Below are 19369 nucleotides of genomic sequence, written 5' to 3' on the forward strand. Positions count from 1 at the left end.
CCGCCAAGCCGGCTCGACTCGTCAGCGATCACGACAGTGCCGCCGCCGAGCAGGGCGAGGCCGATCTCCCAGACGTGCGCGTCAAAGCTGAACGAGGCGAACTGCAGCACCCTGGTGCCCGGAGCAACGCCGAACCGGGGGATCAGGCTCTCCACCATCGCGACGAACCCAGCATGATCGACCACGACGCCCTTGGGCTGGCCGGTGGACCCGGAGGTATAGATCACATATGTCGGATGGCCGGGGTCGAGAGGGGCGCGCCGGTCCGCGTCGGTCACCCGGTCGCCGGACAGGCCGGCCAGCTCGGCGACCGTGTCCGCGTCGTCGACCAGCAGCAGCATGGCGTCCACATCGGACAGCCGGGCGGTGATGGCGGAGGTGGTGACCAGCACGCCGGGCCGGGCGTCGGACACCATGTACTCGATCCGGTCGGCCGGATAGCTCGCGTCGATCGGCAGGTACGCCGCGCCGGCCTTGAGCACGGCCAGCAGCGCGACCACCATCTCGACCGAACGCGGCAGGGCCAGCGCGACCACGTCCTCCGGCCCGACGCCGCGGGCGATCAGCACTCTGGCCAGCCGGTTGGCCCGCTCGTCCAGTTCGCCGTAGGAGTGTGCGCGGCCGTCCACCAACACCGCGGTCGCGGTCGGCGCGGCGGCTGCCCTGGCCTCGAACAGCTCCGGTACCACGGCGTGCGGGGCGCAGGTGACCGTGCCGCCCCAGCCACCGACGATGCGGTCCCACTCGGCGTCGGACAGCACGTCGATCCGGCCGATCGGCCGCTGCGGGTCGGCGACGAGACCGGACAGCAGGGCGACGAACCGGTCGAGCAGCGTACCGACCGCGTCCCGGTCCAGCAGCGTCGCCCGGTACTCGGCGTGCAGGCGCAGGCGGCGCCCCGGATACACACCGACCGCGATCGGATACTCCGCGCCGACTCTCGCCCCGCCGCCGAGCACCCGGACACCCGGCAGCACGCCGTCCAGCGCGGACACGTCGGCCATCGGATAGTTGTGGAAACTCAGGACGGTGTCGAACAGCTCACCGACCCCCAGCAGGTTCTGCACCGCCGCCAGCCCGATGTGCCGGTGCGCGTCCAGGCCGGACTGCGCGTCCTGCAACACGGTCAGCAACTCGGGCATGGTGTGCGCGGTCTCGACGGTGACCCGCACCGGCATGGTGGTGAGGAACGGCCCCACGATGCTCTCGATACCGGGGATCTCCGGCGGGCGCCCGGAGTTCACCGCGCCGAACACCACGTCGCGGCGGCCGGTGAGCCGACTGAGCAGCACCGCCCATGCGCCCTGCACGACAGTGTTCATGGTCAGGTCGCGGGCGCGAGCCCATGCGGTCAGCTCGGAGGTGAGCCGCTCGGGCAGGTCGAGCACCAGGGAGTCGGGCACGGCGGGGTCGCGGTCGGGCTGGCCCGACGCGATCCTGGTGGCCTCGGTGATCCCGGCCAGCGCGTCCCGCCACGCGGTCTCGGCCGCCTCGGCGTCCTGGTCGGCAAGCCAGTCCAGGTAGGCCGGGTAGCCTGCAACGCTCGGCAGGCCGCCACCCCCGCACAGGGTGAACAGCTCGCGGGCCAGGATCGGGTTGGACCAGCCGTCCACCAGGATGTGGTGCACCGTCCATACCAGGCGGAACCGGTCGCTGCCCAGCCGGAACAGGGTGAACCGGACCAGCGGCGGGCGGGTCAGATCGAACCTGGTGTGCCAGTCCTCGTCGGTCTGTCTGGTCAGTTCGGCGGCCCGCTCCACCTCGGCCAGCCCGGACAGGTCGATCTCCCGCCAGGGCAGCGGGACCGACGCGGCGACGAGCTGTACCGGGTCGCCGACCGCGCGGTGCCGGAAGCAGGCGCGCAGGTTCGGGTGACGGTCGACCAGCGCGGCGGCGGCGGCCTTCAACGCCACCGCGTCCACCGCTCCGGCCAGGTCGACGGTGACCTGCAGGGTGTACGCGTCCAGGCCACCGGTGTCGTAGTCGGCCTGGAAGAGCAGACCCTTCTGCAACGGGGACAGCGGAAGGACGTCGGTGAGTCTCCGGACGTCGGACTCGAACGAGTCGATCTCCTCCTGGGTCAGCGCCACCCTGGGGAAGTCCGACGGGGTGTGCCCGCCGCGTCCGTCCGCGGCCAGCTCACGCAGCACGGTGAACCAGGCGTCGGCCAGCTCGGCGACGTCGTCCGCGGACAGCAGCTCGCTGGCGAAGGCCCAGTCGGCGACCAGTGCCGGCCCGCCGGCGGTGTCCTCGACGACCGAGGACAGCTCGACCACGTGCCGCAACGGCATGTCCTGCGCCGCGCCCAGCCCGACCACGCCGTCGCCGGCCGCGAGCGACCAGGGCGCACCGGTACCGGCGGCGAACCGGCCAAGGTAGTTGAAGCCGAGCTGCGGGGCGCCGAACCTGGCCAGCGCCCGGTGGCTCTGCGGGTTGAGATAGCGCAGCATGCCGAAACCGATCCCCCGGTCGGGCAGCGCGCGTATCTGTTCCTTGATCCGTTTGAGCGCGGAGCCGGCATCGCGGCCGGTACCGGGGTCGAGCCGTACCGGGTAGGCCGTGGTGAACCAGCCGACCGTCCGGGCCAGGTCGACGTCGTCGGTGAGCTGCTCACGGCCGTGGCCCTCGATCTCGACCAGCACACCGGTGTCGGTCCCGCCGAACCGCCTGGCCCGCCACCGGCCCACCGCGATGGCCAGCCCGGTCAGCAGCACGTCGTTGATCTCCGCGTGGAACGCCGTCGGCACGTCGCGCAGCAGCGCGGCGGTCGTCTCGACGTCCATCTCGACGCGTACGTGCCCGGCGGTGCCGTGGGTGTCCTTGTCCGGGTCGAGCGGCCGGTCCCCGAGCATCGGGTCGCCGCCGCGCAGCTGGGCTATCCACATGGGCAGCTCGCCAGCCCGCCGGGTGGTCCTTGCCTGCTCGGCGAGCAGCCTGGTCCAGCCGCGGTAGGACGTGCCGACCGGGTCGAGCGCGATCTCCCGGCCGGCGGCGACCGCGGTCCACGCCGTCGCCATGTCCGCGACCAGGATCCGCCAGGACACCCCGTCCACCGCGAGGTGATGGGCCAGCAGCACCAGCCGGCCGGGCGACAGCATGGCCTGCAGCAGCACACCGTGCTCCGGATCCAGCCGGTGCCTTGCCGTGGCGAGCAGCTCGTCCAGGTCGCCGTCGGTGTCCGACTCGACGGTGATCAGGGTGGCCGCGGACACCGCGCCGACCGGCATGGTCTCCAGCGACCACACGCCGTCCACCGGCACCAGCAACCGCATGCGCAGCGCGTGGTGCGTGTCCAGCACCGCCTGTAGCGCCGTCGCCAGCCGGTCGGCATCCACATCGGACGGGACGGACAGCACGACGTGCTGGCTGTAGTCACCGGCCCTCGGCGCAGCGTCGAGGGTCTCGCTGAGCTGGTGAGCGATCGGTGGGAGGTCGAGCTCACCGATGGCGTCGTCGACCACTGGCGTGGCGACCGCGCCGGGCCTGCCGGTCACCGCGGCGATCGCGGCCGAGGTGCGGTGCTGGAAGACGTCACGAGCGGTGATCATCAGACCGGCCTGGCGCGCCCGGCTGACCACCTGGATGGAACTGATGCTGTCGCCGCCGATGGCGAAGAAGTTGTCGTGCGCGTCGACCGACGGCAGGCCGAGCACCTCGGCGAACACCTCGCGCAGGATCAGATCGGCCGGGTCGCCGGCCCGCTCCACCGAGGTACGCGTGGCACCGGCCAGATCGGGCGCGGGCAGCGCGGCTCGGTCCACCTTGCCGTGCGCGGTCAGCGGGAGCGCGGGCAGCACCATGACGACCGCGGGCACCAGGTGGTCGGGCAGCAGGTCGGCCAGCTCGCCGCGCAGTCGCGCTCCGTCCACGGTGGAACCGGGTGCGGCAACGACGTAGCCGACGAGTCGTCGGTGGCCGGTCGGCTCACCGTGCGCCACGACGACCGCGGCGGTCACCGACGGCCGGGCCAGCAGCGCGGCCTCCACCTCGCCCAGTTCGATACGGTGGCCGCGGATCTTCACCTGGTGGTCGCGGCGCTCGAGGAACTCCACCTGACCGTCCCGACCGATCACCACCCGGTCACCAGTACGGTACATTCGGCCACCATCGCCGGTGAACGGATCGGCGACGAACGCGGACGCGGTCCGGCCAGCGTCACCGAGGTAGCCGCGGCCAACGCCGAGCCCACCGACGTAGAGCTCCCCGGCCACCCCGGGTGGCAGCGAGGACAGGTCGTCGCCGAGCACGTGGAGCGTGGTGTTGCGGACCGGCCGCCCGATCGGGGCACGCACCCCGTCGGGCAGCTGGTCCAGCGTGATCACCGCGTGGGTCACGTCGTCGGAGCACTCGGTCGGGCCGTAGGCGTTGACCACCGGAACGCCTGGTCGGCGCGCCAGCCAGCGGGAGCACAGCGCGGCCGGCAGCACCTCGCCGGTGACCACCAGCCAGCGCAGCACGGGCATCCGCGGGACGGCGCCGGTGATGTCCCAGGAGTCGAGCGCGGCGCGCAGCAGCGACGGGACGATCTCTACAACCGTGACGCCCTCGTCACCGACCAGGCCGAACAGCGCGTCCGGGTCGGCGGCCACGTCACGGCCGACCACGCGAACCGTGCCGCCGACCACCAGCGGGGCCAGCATCTGCCACACCGAGATGTCGAAGGTCACCGGGGCGTTGTGCACCACGGTGTCCGCACGGGTCAGCTTGAGATCATCCACTTTGGCCAGCAGGTGGTTCACCATGCCGGCGCGGTGCACCATGGCGCCCTTGGGGGTGCCGGTGGAGCCGGACGTGTAGATCACGTAGGCCAGGTCGTGCTGGTCACCGGCTGCCGGAGCGAGTGCGTCGGGGCGGTCGACGGCACCGTCGAGCGGCACGACCGCGATCCGGCCGGCGGCCACCCGCTCCGCCAGTTCGCGGTGCGCCTCGTCGGTGATCAGGTGGGTGACGCCGCTGCCCGCCAGCAGTGTGGTCAGCCGGGGCAGCGGAGCGCGCACGTCCAACGGCAGATACGCGCCACCGGCGCCCAGCACGCCGAGCACAGCGATCACGAAACCAGTGCCCGGCGCGGCGAGCATCGCGGTCAGTTCACCGGCTGGCAGCTTCCTGGACAGCGCGGAGGCCGCGCCGACCAGGTCGGCGTACCCGATCACGCCGCCGCCGTCGACGACGGCCGCCGCGTCCGGTCCTGCCAGCGCCTGCGCCCGCACCCGCTCGACCACGCCGAGGTACTCGTCTGTCCGTACCGGACCGGTGCCGGCCTGCCGCACCCGCGCCAGTTCGTCGTCGCCCATCAGGGGCAGGCCGGCGAGCGGCTCGTCGTCGGCGGCGCCGAGGAAGGCGTGCAGGAACACGCCGAAGTGCTCGGCATGCGCCCGGATCTCCGTCTCGTCGTAGAGACCGGCGTTGCCGCACACGTGGATGCGGATGCCACCGTCCGCCGACTCGACCACGGTCAGCTCGAAGTCGTCGATCAGACCGGTGGACAGGTTGTTCACCGTGACCTCGCACGGCCCGATGGTGAACGCGGTCTCCTGCGGCAGGATGTTGACCAGCGGGCCGAACGGGCGGCGATCGTCGCTGTGCAGCCCGGCCTGCTGGCGGATCCGGCTCGCCCGGTACCGCTGGTGACGCAGGATCCTGGTCAGCTCACGAGAGGTCTCGGCGAGCAGGCCGGACCTGGTGGCCTCCGGCCGCACCAGCACCCGCAGCGGCACCGTGTTGGCCACCATGCCGGGCACCGCGCGCATCTTCGCGCCAACCCTGGCGGTGACCGGGACGGTGAGCAGCACGTCGCGGATTCCGGTCATCCGCTGGGTGTACGCGGCCAGCCCGGCCATCAGCACGGACGGCCAGGTGACCGTCGCCTCGGTGGCGATCGAGCGCAGCCTCGCCGCGGACTCGGGACCAACGATCACTTCGCCGCGGACGGCACCCTGCCCTGGCGCGGAGCCCCGGGCGGACAGCGTGATCGGATCCGGCGTGCGGTCGAACCGACGCTGCCAGAACCTCGCGTCCCGCTCGGCCTGCGCGGACTCGCCGTACGCGGCCTCCGCCGCCAGCAGGTCGCGCAGCGGCGGCAGCGCGCCTTCCTCCACCGGGAGACCGTCGGCCAGCGCCTGGTAGATCTCGGCCAGCCGCCGCCAGTAGATGGTCTGGGTGAACCCGTCGCACAGGAAGTGGTGGATGCACATGGCGAACAGCGCGCGGTCGTCGGCGATCCTGGCCAGGGTCAGCCGGAACAGCGGGAAGTCGGCCAGGGCGAACGGGGTGGCCAGGTCCCGCTCGATCGCGGCCAGCGCGGCCGCTTCGGCACCGTCGGTGTCAGTGCCGGTGCCGGTGTCGCGCAGGTCGAGCACCCGGTACGGGATGGCGTCCAGCTCCTCGATCACCTGCGCCGGAATCCCGTCGCGCTCCACGAACCGCGCTCTGGTGCACTCCGCCTCGACGATCAGCCGCTCGACCGCGGCGCGGAACAGTTCGACGTCCAGCGGCCCGCGGATGTCCAGATAACCGGCCGTGTTGTAGGCCAGCGCGCCGCCGGAGAGCTTCTCGTCGAACCAGATGTCGATCTGTCCGGCGGACAGGGACAGGCTGGCGCTCACCGTGGTCATGACCTTCTCCTCGAGAGGGTCTCGATTCCCAGCACGGACTCGGCCGCCGACAGCACGTCCGGACCGTAGATGTCGGTCACCCACCGGTCGTGGTAGATGGTGTCGAGGTAGCGGTCGCCGAGGTCGGGAGCGATGGCCACCGCGGTGAGATCACCGTCCGGCGCGTGCTCGGCCAGCCAGCGCATCGCGCCGCTGACCACCGTCCCGGTGGACCCCCCGAACAGGAAGCCGTTGCGGACCAGCGCCCAGCAGGCCCGCACGGTGTCCTCCTCCGCCACGAGCATGACGTCGTCCACATAGGACTCGTCGAGGAACTGCGGCCGCACGGAGGTACCCAGTCCCGGGATCATCCTGGGCGCGGCCTGGAAGCCGAAGGCGACAGAGCCGACGGCGTCGATCGCCACGATGCGCACGGACGGACGGTTGTCCCGTAGGTAGCGGGCACAGCCCATCAGAGTGCCGGTGGTGCCCGCGCCGACGAACAGCACGTCGAGATCTGGAAAACTCTTCAGGATCTCCGGCCCGGTGGTCTGGTAGTGCGCGCGCCAGTTGCCCGGGTTGGCGTACTGGTTGAGCCAGACGTAGTCCTCGTTCTCCCTGCACAGCTGGGCGACCAGGTCCAGCCTGGCGCCGAGCATGCCGCGTTCCGGGTGCGGCTCGGTGACCACCCGCACCTCGGCGCCCAGCGTCCGCATGAGCTGGCTGGCGCCGAGCGTGCACCGCGAGTCGGTGACGCAGAGGAAGCGGTAGCCCTGGCTGGCCGCGACCAGGCTGAGCGCGACGCCGAGATTGCCGGACGAGCTCTCCACCAGGGTGGCGCCCGGCCGGACGGCGCCGCTTCTGGCGGCGGCGGACACCATCTCCACGGCGGCCTTCAGCTTGATCGACCCGGCAAAGTTGAATCCCTCGCACTTGAGGTAGAGCGACCGTCCGAACGAGGGAGCAAGGTCGACATAAAGATCGTCCACATTGAACTCTTGCGGCACGGATATGACTGGCATGACACGACCTCCACCGGTGACGCGGTCAGCTCAGCGCTTTCCGTAGCGGTCGAGTTCATGGAAAAAGCCCTCGATCTGGCGCAGGTCGCCGGCGCCGGCCAGCTCGTCATAGACATACCGGCCGACCGCGAGGTCGAGAACTCCCAGCCCGAACGGCGAGAACACCAGCGGCCGACCGGACGCCGGGCGCAGCGCACCGGTGAGCACGTCGAAAAGCGTGCCGGACAGGAAGTCCCTGCCGCCGGAATGCTGCTCGGCAAGGTGCACCGAAGTGTTGGCCTTGAGGCAGTGCTCGACATCGTCCACGATGTTGGTGGAGGCCAGAATCACCTCGGGCGACAGGTCCCGCAACGAAATGTTGAGCACCAGCGGATGGTGGCTGAACCAGGCCGGGTCGGTGACATACGGGGCGCCGGCAACGGTGGCGAACACCACCATGTCGTGCTCGCGCACCAGATCCTCACCGGTCTCGTACACGGTGACCTTGGTGTCGTTGCCGGCTCTGTCGAGGTAGCCGCGGAAGCCCTCGGCGTGCTCGCGGTTCAGGTCGTGCAGGCCGATCCGCTCCAGTTCCCAGCCGGTACCGGCCAGGAAGGTGTGGATGTACCGCGCGATCAGACCGGTACCGACGAAGCCGACGGTAACCGGACGCCCGCGGTCGCGGCTGAGCCAGTCCGCGGCTACCGTGGCCGACGCGGCCGTACGCACCGCGCTGATGATGGAACTTTCCAGGCAGGCGAACGGGTATCCGGTGGCAGGGTCGTTCAGAATGAGCACGGCAGAGGCTCTGGGCAGACCGGAGACAACGTTGGCCGGAAAACTGGAAATCCACTTGAGGCCGTCGACCCCGATGTCGCCACCAATCGAGGCGGGCAACGCGATAATTCGCGAGTCCGTCCGGTTCGGGAAGCGCAGGAAGTAGGACGGCGGATTCACCGTCTCGCCGGTGCCGTGCAGCCGGTAGGCCGTCGTTACCAGCTCGACCAGTTGCTTCTCCCGTCCGGCGAGTACCCCGTCCACCTGGGATCCGGGGATCACCGCGAACGCCGGGGGCAGATCCGACATGCCCATCCACGCTCCTTCACTAGGTATCTCCTCGAATCCTGTCAGCCGCAACTGACACTCCCCTGACCCCGAACTGACTTCGGCCCGACCCGCTTTCGGCGGGGCGTCAGGAGCTGTGCGGGGGCCAGGACCTGAACTGACGCAGGCCGTAGAGCAGCGGGACATGGCCGTGGTGTTCGGCGATGGCAAACGTCTCACCGAAGACGACGACGTGGTCGCCGACCGACTCGGTGCGGCTGACCCTGCAGTCGGCGACCGCGTGCGTGTCGTGGGACAGGTGCGGGCCGGCGGAGCTCTCGGGCAGGTCCCACTCGATGCGGTCGAAACGGTCGGGGTCACCGGAGGCGAACAGCTCGGCCACCCGCTGGGCACGACCGTGCAACAGATTCAGCGCGAAGGTGCCACGCTCCCGCACGGCTTCCAGGGTCGGACCCCCCTGGCGCAGACAGATCAGCAGGGTGGGCGGGGTCAGCGTCACGCTGCACACCGACGACACGGTCATGCCGCGCGGCCGACCCAGATCGTCTGTGGTGGTGACCACGGCGACACCGGTCGGGAACTGCGCCATCAACGACCGGAAGTCCGCGACAGGAGTGAGGGAGAACGTCTGGGTCGACAGCTCGGTCACGAAAGCACCTCTCACAGACGGGGTTCGGGTCACGCCTTGGAGACCACGCCGCCGCGCAGCACAGCCTCCTCGCGATCACGCTGTACGTAGCGTCGCGGATAGATCATCCGGAGCAGTGGGCCGGCCATCGCCGTGGTCACCACGGCCATGACGACCATCAGCGAGTACAGGGCGCCGTCCAGCACGCCGAGCTGCAGACCGACGCTCAGAATGATCAGTTCGGTCAGCCCCCTGGTGTTCATCAGCGTGGCCAGCGCCGCGGCCTCCCTGACCGGCAGCCGGTTGAGCCGGGCTCCGGCGAACGCGCCGACGAACTTGCCGCCGATCGCGGCGAGCAGGATCAGGCACAGCTCACCAAGGCCGCCAAGGCCCACAGCGGACAGATCGACCTTCAGGCCGGCGATGACGAAGAACACCGGTAGCAGCAGCACGGTCGACACCTGGCCGACCTTCTCCAGCAGCTCGTCACGCAGCCTGGCCGTGCCGTCGCGGGGCATCAGCACCCCGAACAGGAACGCGCCGAAGATGAAGTGCAGACCGATCCATTCGGTGACGCTGGCCGACAGCAGCAGCCCGGCAAGCACGACGCCGATCGTGCCGGGGGTCAGCGCGCCAGCCCGCAGATACGCCTCGCCCACCCGGCGCAGCAGCGGGCGCACCACCAGCAGCATCAACGCCAGGTACGGCAGCATCAGCAGCATCCGCCACTGGTCGTCACCGGACCCGGTGATGGTGACCACGATGGCGAGCAGGCTCCAGGCCAGCACGTCGTCCACCGCGGCGCAGGTCAGGGCGAGCCCGCCGAGCCGGGTGTGCTGCATCCTGCGGTCGGTCAGGATTCTGGCCAGCACGGGGAACGCGGTCACGGACACGGCGGCGCCCATGAACAGCACGAATCCCAGCCTGTGCGTCGGGTTGTGTGTGGTGGCCAGATACAGCGCGAGCGCCGTGCCGAAACCGAACGGAAGCAGGATCGAACCGATCGACACGGTCGCCGCCAGCCGACCCCTGCCGCGTAGCAGGGCGCGGTCGAGTTCAAGTCCGACGATAAACATGAACACCGCGACCCCGATATTGGCCAACGCGGTGAGAAACGGCCGGACGTCGGTGGGGAACAGCGTGTCAGAGATCGCTCCGTGGAACAGCGAGGGACCTACCAGGATGCCGGCGAACACCTCGCCGATCACCGGCGGCTGGTCGAACCTGCTGGCCAGCGCACCGAGCGCCCTGGCCAGCAGAACGATTACCGCCACGTCGACGAGAAGGGTGGTCACCTGAGAGCTGGTCAAATTTCTCCCCTTATACACCCGACCGGGAGATCATCGGTGTCGGAAACAGAATTCCCGTAGCTCGCTCCGCCCGACTGTCGGCCACCGGAAAGAGAACAGGCGCGATGCTCAGGTCCGCAACGGACTTCACAGTACCGACCGGAAAACTCTGGCCGGACAAGCCGGATTTCCGACTCACGGGGACCACGTGACCAGAAATTCGATATCCGCCGGTTGACCTGTCAGGGCTGGGTGGTGGGGTGACCCAGAAGGGCGAGAAAGACATCATCAAGACTGGGTTTGCGGAGAGCGAAGTCCGTGATGTCCACGCCGGCGTCACGCAGAGAGACGGCCACCGAAACGACGCCCTCCATACCGTCACGAAGACGCAGGGCGATCTTGTTCTTGGCCTCGTCGACCGTGGGGGCGGCAACGGCCAGCGGCGCGAGCACCGCAAGCGCGGTGGCCAGGCTGGCCGGAGACAGCACGGAGACCTCCAGCCACTCCTGGCCGATCTTGCGCTTGAGCTCGTCCGGCGTACCGTCGGCGATCACCTGACCAGCGGAGATCACCACGATCTGGTCGGCCAGGTAGTCGGCTTCCTCCAGGTACTGGGTGGTCAGCAGCACGGTGACGCCGTCGTCGACCAGACGGCGCACGGCCTGCCACAGGGTCATCCGGCTGACCGGGTCCAGACCGGCGGTCGGCTCGTCAAGGAACAGCACCGACGGACGGCCGACCAGGCACGCGGCCAGGTCCAGGCGACGGCGCATACCGCCGGAGTACGTCCCGATCGGACGGTCGGCCGCCTCGGTGAGACCGAACTCCTCCAACAGCGCCGTGGCCCGAGCGCGAGCGGCAGAGCGGCCCAGATGCAGCAGCGTACCCACCAGGACCAGGTTCTCCCGGCCGGTCAGCAGCGCGTCGACCGCGGCGTTCTGCCCGGTGAAACCGATCCGCCTGCGCACCTCGTCCGGGCGAGTAAGCACGTCGGCACCGGCCACTTCGGCACGGCCGGCGTCGGGACGCAGCAGGGTGGCCAGCACCCGTACCGTGGTGGTCTTGCCCGCACCGTTGGGACCGAGCAGGCCGAGCACCGAGCCGGTCGACACGGCCAGGTCGACACCGGCGAGCGCGTCGGTCTCGCGGTAGCGCTTCTTCAGGCCCTCGGCCAGGATCGCGGTCTTCATCCGGCTCACCTTGCCGGATCCGTGATCCGTTCGCGCACGCTCCTCGGGCGAAGATCAGTCCAGTTCTCCTCCACGTAGGACAGCGCGGCGTCGCGGGGGCCAGCGGGCAGGACGACGGTCCAGCCACCGGGGACCTCGGCGAAGGCCGGCCACAGGCTGTGTTGTCCCTCACTGTTCACCAGCACCAGGAACATCCCGTCCTGGTCGTCAAAAGGGCTCGTCACGTCGACACTCCGAACGTCGTTCGATTGGCCTGCCCGTCCATGCTGACCGGTCCGGCTGACGCGGCACTGACCGAAGCCTGATCCAGACCGACTCACCGCCAGGAGTTGACAACGCCGCGCGACACCTGTCAGTATTTTCTGACAGATGGAAGATGAGCATGACAGAGTATGGGCATGACAGGGAATGGGCGTGACAGGGAGGAGAATCGCTGAACAGCGAGGAGCTTCTCGTTGCGCTCACCGCACTGGGGCACGCGCAGCGACTACGTATCATCGCGGAGCTGGCTGCCGGACGAGTACACGTCAGCGAACTGGCCCGCAGGCTGGGTCTGTCCCGCCCGCTGCTGTACATGCACCTTGAACGGCTGGAAAAGGCCGAGCTGGTGATCGGGCATCTGGAACTGTCCGAGAACGGCAAGGCGATGAAGCATTTCGAGCTGGTCCCGTTCGAGCTGCGGCTCACCGCCGACACGATCCTCACCGCGCTCCGAGAGGACCAGGAGACCGGCGCCGGAGGAGACGATGACCTGAAAGGAGTCTGACATGTTCGGGGGCGTGGTCGCGATCGCCATCGTGCTGATTGCCATCGGTGGCATTGCGGCGAGCGTTGTCTCGTACTTCAGCCTGCAGAAACACCGCGCCGACGCGGTGGCCATGGCAGGTTACCGCAAGCTCGCCGAACAGGCGGTGGCCAACCAGGAATCGCTGAGAGTTGAACTCGAGGGGCTGACCAAGCGACTCACGGCGGTCGAGGAGCTGCTGCGGAGTGTCGAATGACGAGTCGACAATGTGATCCGTTGCGTCGCGGCCGACATCCGATCCGTCTCCCGTTCTCGCTGGCGCCGTGGGCAGCGGCCGGATATCTCGGCGGGTACCTGCTGGTTGGCACCGTGCTGTTCGCGGTCTGCCTCAGCCTCCTCCTGCTTGCCGTGGCGACCAGCGTCTCCTGGCTCGGCGTACCGGTGCTGGTCGGTGTTGCCAGCATCATCCACGGCTGCGCCCAGGTCGAACGGCTGCGTGCCGGGCTGGTCGGATGGCGCATCCCGAACGCCTACCGACCGGTCCGGGGATCCGGCATCCTGGCTCAGGCCAGGAGCCGGTGGACCGATCCATCCACGATGCGTGACTGCACCTACCTCATCCTGCTCTATCCCCTGTTGCTCATACTCGACCTGGTGGCCCTGGTGCTCTGGATCGCCGGCGTGGCCGGGGTCGCCCTGCCGCTGTGGTACTGGTCCATTCCAGGCGAGCACGGGGTACAGCTCGGCTATTTTCCTGACGACGGGCCCGCTACCGGAATCAAAGTCGACGACCTGCCCACCGCGTTGCTCACCGCCGCCGGGTTCGCCGTCCTGTGTGTGTTCCTGGCCCACCTGGTGGTCGCCGCTGCCCGTCTGCACCGCGCCGTCGCCACGATGCTGCTCAGACCGCCGGTCGATCCGCTGGCCGACGCCAAACGGATGCTCACCGAACCCGGGCCTCTTCGCCCGGACCCTCTTCACCCGGACGCCTTCCGACCGAACGCTCTCCAGCTGGGCCCTCTCCGCCTGGACAAGTAGGTCCGGAGCGGTCGGACACAAAAAAGAGTTTCCAGGATTCTGACACGATGCGAAACCCGGACACCCTCATGGCAACCCCACAAACGCCACACACGAAAAACACGCCAGGTGGTCGCTGATTACGTCGCTGATTACGCTGCTGGTTGCGTCAGCGCCCCGACCTCGCAGGTCACGGCGGGCGCGCGGCACACCGCGGACGCCCGGGAACAACACGACGTGACACCGGTCCCGAGTCATCACCGGCCCTTCTCTCCGACGAGACGTGTCCTGTCAGCCCGTACGGGCCGTCGGAACCGTACCCGCATGTGACACCTCACAAAAATTCAGGGACGCGCGGAGCCCGGCATTGACGGCGGGAGGAGAACAGGAATGTTCCACATCTCCACACGCCGGTCGAGCGCGTTGTCACCCACATCAGGTTCCGACAGATACTCCACCCGGGCCACCGACGCCCACCACAGACCCTCCTGCTAGTTTCCGGGCGGCTGCCAGCTTGTTCTTCGCCGGCCCGGGACTCCTGTTCCAGACGAACTTCTCGTAATTCTCCGAACAACTCCGCACGTACTGTTGCCGCCGCGCCACGTGCCGATTCCGTACGCTTACAAGGAGACGAAACGCACCATGAACAGGAAACCAATTACCGTCCGGATAGCCAGATGGAGCGCGACCCATCCGTGGCACGCGATCCTGGGCTGGGTGGTGTTCGTGGCGGTCTGCCTCGCGATCGGCAGCGCGGCTGGCACCCGTAACGCCACCAACGCCGACTACCGGATAGGCGAGGCCGGACGCGCCCAGGAGATCATGGCCGACGGCGACCTCAACGACCGCGTGGTGGAGAAGGTTCTGATCTCCGGTCGCGACGGGAAGTTCGACGCCCAGCGGGCCGGTCAGGCGGCCAGTGCGGTCACCACCAGGATGCGTCAGCTGCCGGACGTCGCCGAGGTCGACGCGCCGGTCACCGCGCCGGACGGCAACGCCCTGCTGGTCGCGGTCACGATGGCCGACGACGGCGCGTCCGCGCAGAGCCACGTGAAGTCGCTGCTGGACCAGACCGCGGCCGCCCAGGAGGAGTTCCCCGACCTCACCGTCGCGCAGACCGGTGACGCATCGACCAGCTATCAGGTCGACGAGCAGGACAGCAAGGAGACAGCGGCCGCCGAACGGCTGTCCCTGCCCATAACCCTGCTGATCCTGTTGTTCGCCTTCGGCGCGATCGTCGCGGCCGGGGTGCCGCTGGTGGTGGCGCTGTCCGCGGTGGCCGGGTCCATCGGCCTGTCCACCCTGTCCACTCACCTGTTCCCCAGCGTCGGCGAGAACAACACGATGATCGTGCTGATCGGCATGGCGGTCGGCGTGGACTACTCGCTGTTCTACCTCAAACGGGAACGTGAGGAACGGGCCCGCTCCGGTGGGACGCTGAGCCACACCGCCGCTGTCGAGCTGGCCGCGGCCACCTCCGGCCGCGCGGTGATCGTGTCCGGGTTCGCCGTGCTGGTTTCGGTGGCCGCGCTGTTCGTCGCCAGAGACATCATCTTCTCCTCGCTCGCGGTCAGCGTCATGATCGTCGTCGCGGTGGCCATGGTCGCCTCGCTCACCGTGCTGCCCGCGCTGCTGGCCAAGCTCGGCCGATGGGTGGACCGGCCGCGGGTGCCACTGATCGGGCGGATGAGCAGCCGAGGCACGCAACCCCGGCTGTGGCCGGCTCTGCTCCGCCCGGCGATCAGACGCCCGGTGGACACCCTGCTGGTCAGCGGCGGGCTGATGCTCGCCCTGGTGATCCCCGCGTTCGGCATGCGGCTGAACCTGCCGTCCTACGACCGGATGCCGCAGGTGCCGACCATCCAGACCCACAACCAGCTCGTACGGACCTTTCCCATGCAGGGCACCGGTTTCGTGGTCGCGGTGCGGGCCGACGCCGCGCAGCGCGCGGATGTCGGCACCGCGCTGAACAACCTGGAACAGGCGGCGCTGGCCGACCCGGCACTGGCTGGCAGGAGCACTCCGATACGCCGGGTCTCGGCCGACGGACGGATCACCACGGTGAAGTTCGGCACGCCGTACGCGGTGGACGCCGAGGTGGCGCACCAGTTGTACCAGCGGCTGAAGGACCAGATCGTGCCGTCCACCATCGGCGCGGTCCCCGGGGTGGAGCACGCGATCGGCGGCGAGGTCGCCATGAGTGTGTCCGACGTGAAGCATCTGAAGGCCAAGCTGCCCCTGGTGGTCGGCACCCTGCTGCTGCTGACCTTCCTGATGATGGCGGTGGCCTTCCGGTCCGTTGTGATCGGAGCGGTGTCCGCGCTGCTCAACCTGCTCTCCGCCGGGGCCGCGCTTGGTGCGCTGGCCCTGGTGTTCCAGTCCGACTGGGCGGCCAGACTGCTCGACCTGCCGCCGGGCGGATTCATCATCTCCCGGGTTCCGCTGTTCCTGTTCGTGATCCTGTTCGGGCTGTCCATGGACTACCAGGTGTTCGTGGTAAGCCGGATCCGGGAGGCGGTGCAGCGCGGCATCCCGACCAGGCAGGCGGTGCACGAGGGGATCATCAACTCGGCCGGGGTCGTGACCAGCGCGGCGATCGTGATGGTCTCGGTGTTCGCCGGGTTCATCTTCGGCGGCCTGCTGGAGATCAAGCAGGTCGGGTTCAGCCTGACCGTCGGAATCCTGCTGGACGCGTTCGTGGTACGGATTCTGATCCTGCCCGCGCTGATGGTCATCCTGGACAAGGCCAACTGGTGGCCGTCGCGACTGCCCGGGCCGTCGCACCGGAGTACGCCAGCCGACCAGGTCCGCCGGCCGGAAGCGGTGCCGACCGCACGCTGACCGGCCACCCGGACAGGTCGGGCCGGGAGGCCGGGAGGCCGGGAGGCCGGGAGGCCGGGAGGCCGAAAAACACCTCCCGGCCACCCGGCCCGGGTTTCCGAGAACTCAGGAACAGAAATACGACGTGACGAGAGGTCAGGCTCCGTGCAGGCTCTTCAGGTAGTCGTAGGTGGAGGGGAGCGTGGAAATCAGCTTCTCCTGGGTCCGCTTGATCTGGTCGAACACCGGCTCGGCGGACTCCACCTCCTCCGGACGGGCGGCCAGCGCGGGCAGCGGGTGGTCGGGCAGGAAGTTCAGGCCGGCGAAGATGCAGTAGTAGTTGCTGTTGTTCCAGAAGTTGCGGAACTCCACTTCGAAGTTCGCGTAGTAGGTGCTCTCGTCGGTGCTCGGCATGTTCACCGCGAGACCTACCCGGTACATTTTGATCTTTTCGGTGATGTCATCGGCGAGTACCAGGTCCTTGCACGCCCGCCAGAACGGCGTGTCGTTGCGCGGCGCGAAGGAGAAGTGCGCCTGGATGAAGTCGCGCGAGTCGTCGAACATGGTTTCGATCTCGGCGTTGAACCGGTCGATCAGGATCTGGTCGAACCGCTTGTCCGGGAAGTGCTTGGCCAGCTGGAACAGTGCGGCGTAGATGAAGTAGATGCCGGTGGACTCAAGCGGCTCGAGGAAGCACGAGGACAGGCCGATGCTGACCACGTTCTTCACCCAGGTCCGCCGGTTGCGACCGACCCGGAACTTGATCTGGTTCAACGGCTGGGTCTCCGGGTCGAGGCCCCACAGCCGGCAGAACTCCAGGGTCGCGTCGTCACGTGACTGGAACCGGCTGGAGAACACGTATCCGGTGCCGAACCGGCCGAGCATCGGGATCTTCCAGGTCCACCCGGACGACATGGCGATCGCCGAGGTGTACGGCTCGACGCCGTTGGCCTCGTCGTCGTGCGGCACCTGGGTGGCCACCGCGCTGTCGTTGAGCAGGTGGTCGCTCATGTCCAGGAACGGTTCCTTCATCGCCTGGTTGATCAACAGGCCGCGGAACCCGGAGCAGTCCACGAACAGGTCGCCCTCGATCACCGCGCCGGACTTGGTGCGCAGTCCGGTGACATACCCACGATGGTCGATCAACGCCTCGGTCATCACGTCCTCGACGTGCACCGCGCCCTGCTTGTTCACCGCGAACCTGCGCAGGAAGTCGGCCACCAGGTTGGCGTCGAAATGCCACGCGTAGTTCGTCCACTTGGTGCCGTCGGCAAATCTCGGCGACAGCTTCTTGTCCATGACCGGGGGCTCGCGGTAGCAGGCGTAGTCGAACGGCTCGCTGGTCTGCCCGTTGAGTTTCTTGTACGTCCAGTGGTGCGACAGCGGCAGGTTGCCGTGGTTGGGCAGCAGGCCGAACAGGTGATAGTAGTGGTCAATCGAGTCACCGAACGGCCGGGCATCGGCCTCACCGGTGCCGTCAGTGCGCCAGTTGACGAATCTGATGCCCATCTTGTAGCTGGCGTTGCACTCGCGCATCCACTCTTCCTCCGCGAAGCCGAGAAAGTCGAAGAACGTCTTGTGCAGGTTGGGCACGGTGGCCTCGCCAATCCCGATCTTGGGAACCGACGGCGCCTCCAGCACGGTGATCTGCACGGCTGGGCCGAGCACCTTGCCGAGATAGGACGCGCTCATCCAGCCCGCGGTACCGCCCCCCAGGACGACGACCTTCGTGATCCGCTGATCTTCCATTGGCACTTGCCCCTCTTGTCCGAATTAATATCACCGTACGGTTTCGGAAGATGGCACTTCGTGGTTGTCAACCTTCCCGGACAACAGCCCCTGGAAGATCGTGAGTTTCTGCATGTGCGTGGTGCCCTCGATGAACTCCATCGACTTGGCGTCACGTACGAGCTTGTCCAGCAGTGGATGTTCCAGCCGGGCGCCGGCACCGAGGAGCCCACAGGCTGTCCGGGTGGCCCGCTCGGCGAGGGCGCTGGCTCTCGCCTTGGCCGCGGAGGCCAGGTGGCCGTCGGCCGGCCGGGCGTCAATCATGGCCGCGGATGCCTCGACCAGGTGGCGCGTGCCGTCGATCTGGCGGCGCAGGTCGTCCAGCCGCAGTTCCTCCTCTCGGCGCAGCGACCGGCGGTTGGAGACCGCGTATTCGTAGGCGGCCCTGGCGATGCCCAGCCCGATAGCCGCGACGCCGGGCCTGAGCTGATTGAAGGTCTGGACGAAAGCCCAGACACCGCGTCGGGTCGGCGACAGCTGCCGGCCGAGGAACGCGTCGTCGGGCACCTCGACCGAGTCCATACTGATCGCGCTGATCCTGGCCCCACGCAGACCGATCATGTCCAGCGGGACCGCCTCGAACCCGTCGATCGGGGTCTCCAGCAACACCGCGCGGATACCTAGCGGCCCTGGCTTCAGCCGGGCGAACACCACCCCGATCCGCGCCCGGCAGGCGTTGCCGACGTAGCGTTTGGTACCGGACAGCCGCGCGGGCGAGCCGGGGTGGATCACGGTGCGCATGGCGCCGACGTCCGACCCGCCCGCCGGCTCGGTCAGCGCGAAGAACGTCCACAACGGCCTGTCCAGCATCCGCTGGTAGAACAGGGCTTTCTGAGCCGGGTCACCGAACTGCTGAAGGAACACGCCAGCCAGCAGCGGGCCGGGTGACGCGACCAGCATGCCGGCGTCCGCGGCGGCCAGCTCCTCCATCACCACGACCCGCTGGGCGGCAAGGGTGCCGTCGAAGCGGTGCCCGTCGATCGGCTCCGGCTCGTGCCCGTACTCGACCGGAACGCCCATGGTGGACAGGAACCTCACCGCTGGCAGGTCGAAGTGCGCGCGGATGGCCTCGGGATCAGCGTCCAGCTCCAGCGCGTGCCGGCGGAAGTCCACCCCCCACTCGCGCACCTGCCCGCGCAGCGTGTCCAGCGGGGTCACGACCGCTCCCCTGGCACGTACACCCCGGCCATCAGTTCGGACACGTCCGCGGCGTGGCCGGTCCCGCCGGCCAGG

12 protein-coding genes and 1 pseudogene are annotated in these 19369 nt (G+C 68.7%); 4 read left to right on the plus strand and 9 right to left on the minus strand.

The features are described from left to right. Nucleotides 1–20 precede the first annotated feature (20 nt). The 7 genes and pseudogenes from FrCorBMG51_RS32405 to FrCorBMG51_RS05490 form a co-directional block, all read right to left on the minus strand. A pseudogene (locus FrCorBMG51_RS32405) lies at nt 21–6614 on the minus strand (amino acid adenylation domain-containing protein); the annotation flags it as partial. After that, nucleotides 6611–7615, minus strand: a complete 1005-nt coding sequence (gene sbnA / locus FrCorBMG51_RS05465) for a 2,3-diaminopropionate biosynthesis protein SbnA (RefSeq protein WP_047222023.1) — start codon at nt 7613–7615, stop codon at nt 6611–6613. The pseudogene FrCorBMG51_RS32405 and the gene sbnA, both read right to left, overlap by 4 nt. 30 nt (nt 7616–7645) lie before the next feature. Continuing rightward, nucleotides 7646–8686 carry a 2,3-diaminopropionate biosynthesis protein SbnB gene (sbnB, locus tag FrCorBMG51_RS05470; protein WP_047222024.1) on the minus strand — a complete coding sequence of 347 codons (1041 nt, stop codon included), beginning with the start codon at nt 8684–8686 and terminating at the stop codon, nt 7646–7648. A 100-nt stretch (nt 8687–8786) separates the two neighbouring features. Then, on the minus strand, nt 8787–9308 hold the full coding sequence (locus FrCorBMG51_RS05475) for a flavin reductase family protein (RefSeq protein ID WP_200902341.1): 522 nt from the start codon (nt 9306–9308) through the stop codon (nt 8787–8789). 29 nt (nt 9309–9337) lie between these two features. After that, nucleotides 9338–10597, minus strand: coding sequence for a cation:proton antiporter domain-containing protein (locus FrCorBMG51_RS05480; protein ID WP_047222025.1), 1260 nt, complete (start codon nt 10595–10597; stop codon nt 9338–9340). A gap of 221 nt (nt 10598–10818) precedes the next feature. Next, complete coding sequence (locus FrCorBMG51_RS05485; protein ID WP_052914413.1) at nt 10819–11766, minus strand: ATP-binding cassette domain-containing protein; 948 nt, start codon at nt 11764–11766, stop codon at nt 10819–10821. 5 nt (nt 11767–11771) lie between these two features. After that, nucleotides 11772–11990, minus strand: coding sequence for an MbtH family protein (locus tag FrCorBMG51_RS05490; RefSeq protein ID WP_047222027.1), 219 nt, complete (start codon nt 11988–11990; stop codon nt 11772–11774). A gap of 245 nt (nt 11991–12235) precedes the next feature. Here FrCorBMG51_RS05490 and FrCorBMG51_RS32410 point away from each other — a divergent pair, with 245 nt between their 5' ends. From FrCorBMG51_RS32410 to FrCorBMG51_RS05510, 4 genes are all read left to right on the plus strand, one after another. Continuing rightward, nucleotides 12236–12532, plus strand: coding sequence for an ArsR/SmtB family transcription factor (locus FrCorBMG51_RS32410; protein ID WP_268760536.1), 297 nt, complete (start codon nt 12236–12238; stop codon nt 12530–12532). A gap of 1 nt (nt 12533) precedes the next feature. Next, nucleotides 12534–12767, plus strand: a complete 234-nt coding sequence (locus tag FrCorBMG51_RS05500) for a hypothetical protein (RefSeq protein ID WP_047222029.1) — start codon at nt 12534–12536, stop codon at nt 12765–12767. Then, the gene (locus tag FrCorBMG51_RS05505; RefSeq protein ID WP_086055269.1) at nt 12764–13549 is read left to right on the plus strand and encodes a sensor domain-containing protein; all 786 of its coding nucleotides are present in this window, start codon (nt 12764–12766) and stop codon (nt 13547–13549) included. The genes FrCorBMG51_RS05500 and FrCorBMG51_RS05505 overlap by 4 nt, the downstream gene beginning before the upstream one ends. A 621-nt stretch (nt 13550–14170) precedes the next feature. Beyond that, nucleotides 14171–16369: an MMPL family transporter gene (locus FrCorBMG51_RS05510; RefSeq protein WP_047222156.1), complete on the plus strand. Its 2199-nt coding sequence runs from the start codon at nt 14171–14173 to the stop codon at nt 16367–16369. Between the two features lie 135 nt (nt 16370–16504). On the opposite strand, the gene FrCorBMG51_RS05515 is transcribed toward FrCorBMG51_RS05510, so the two are convergent. After that, the gene (locus tag FrCorBMG51_RS05515) at nt 16505–18097 is read right to left on the minus strand and encodes a tryptophan halogenase family protein (protein WP_047222031.1); all 1593 of its coding nucleotides are present in this window, start codon (nt 18095–18097) and stop codon (nt 16505–16507) included. Nucleotides 18098–18127: 30 nt separating this feature from the next. After that, nucleotides 18128–19294, minus strand: coding sequence for an acyl-CoA dehydrogenase family protein (locus FrCorBMG51_RS05520; RefSeq protein WP_052914351.1), 1167 nt, complete (start codon nt 19292–19294; stop codon nt 18128–18130). Nucleotides 19295–19369 lie beyond the last annotated feature (75 nt).

This window comes from Protofrankia coriariae (assembly GCF_001017755.1).
Lineage (GTDB): Bacteria > Actinomycetota > Actinomycetes > Frankiales > Frankiaceae > Protofrankia > Protofrankia coriariae.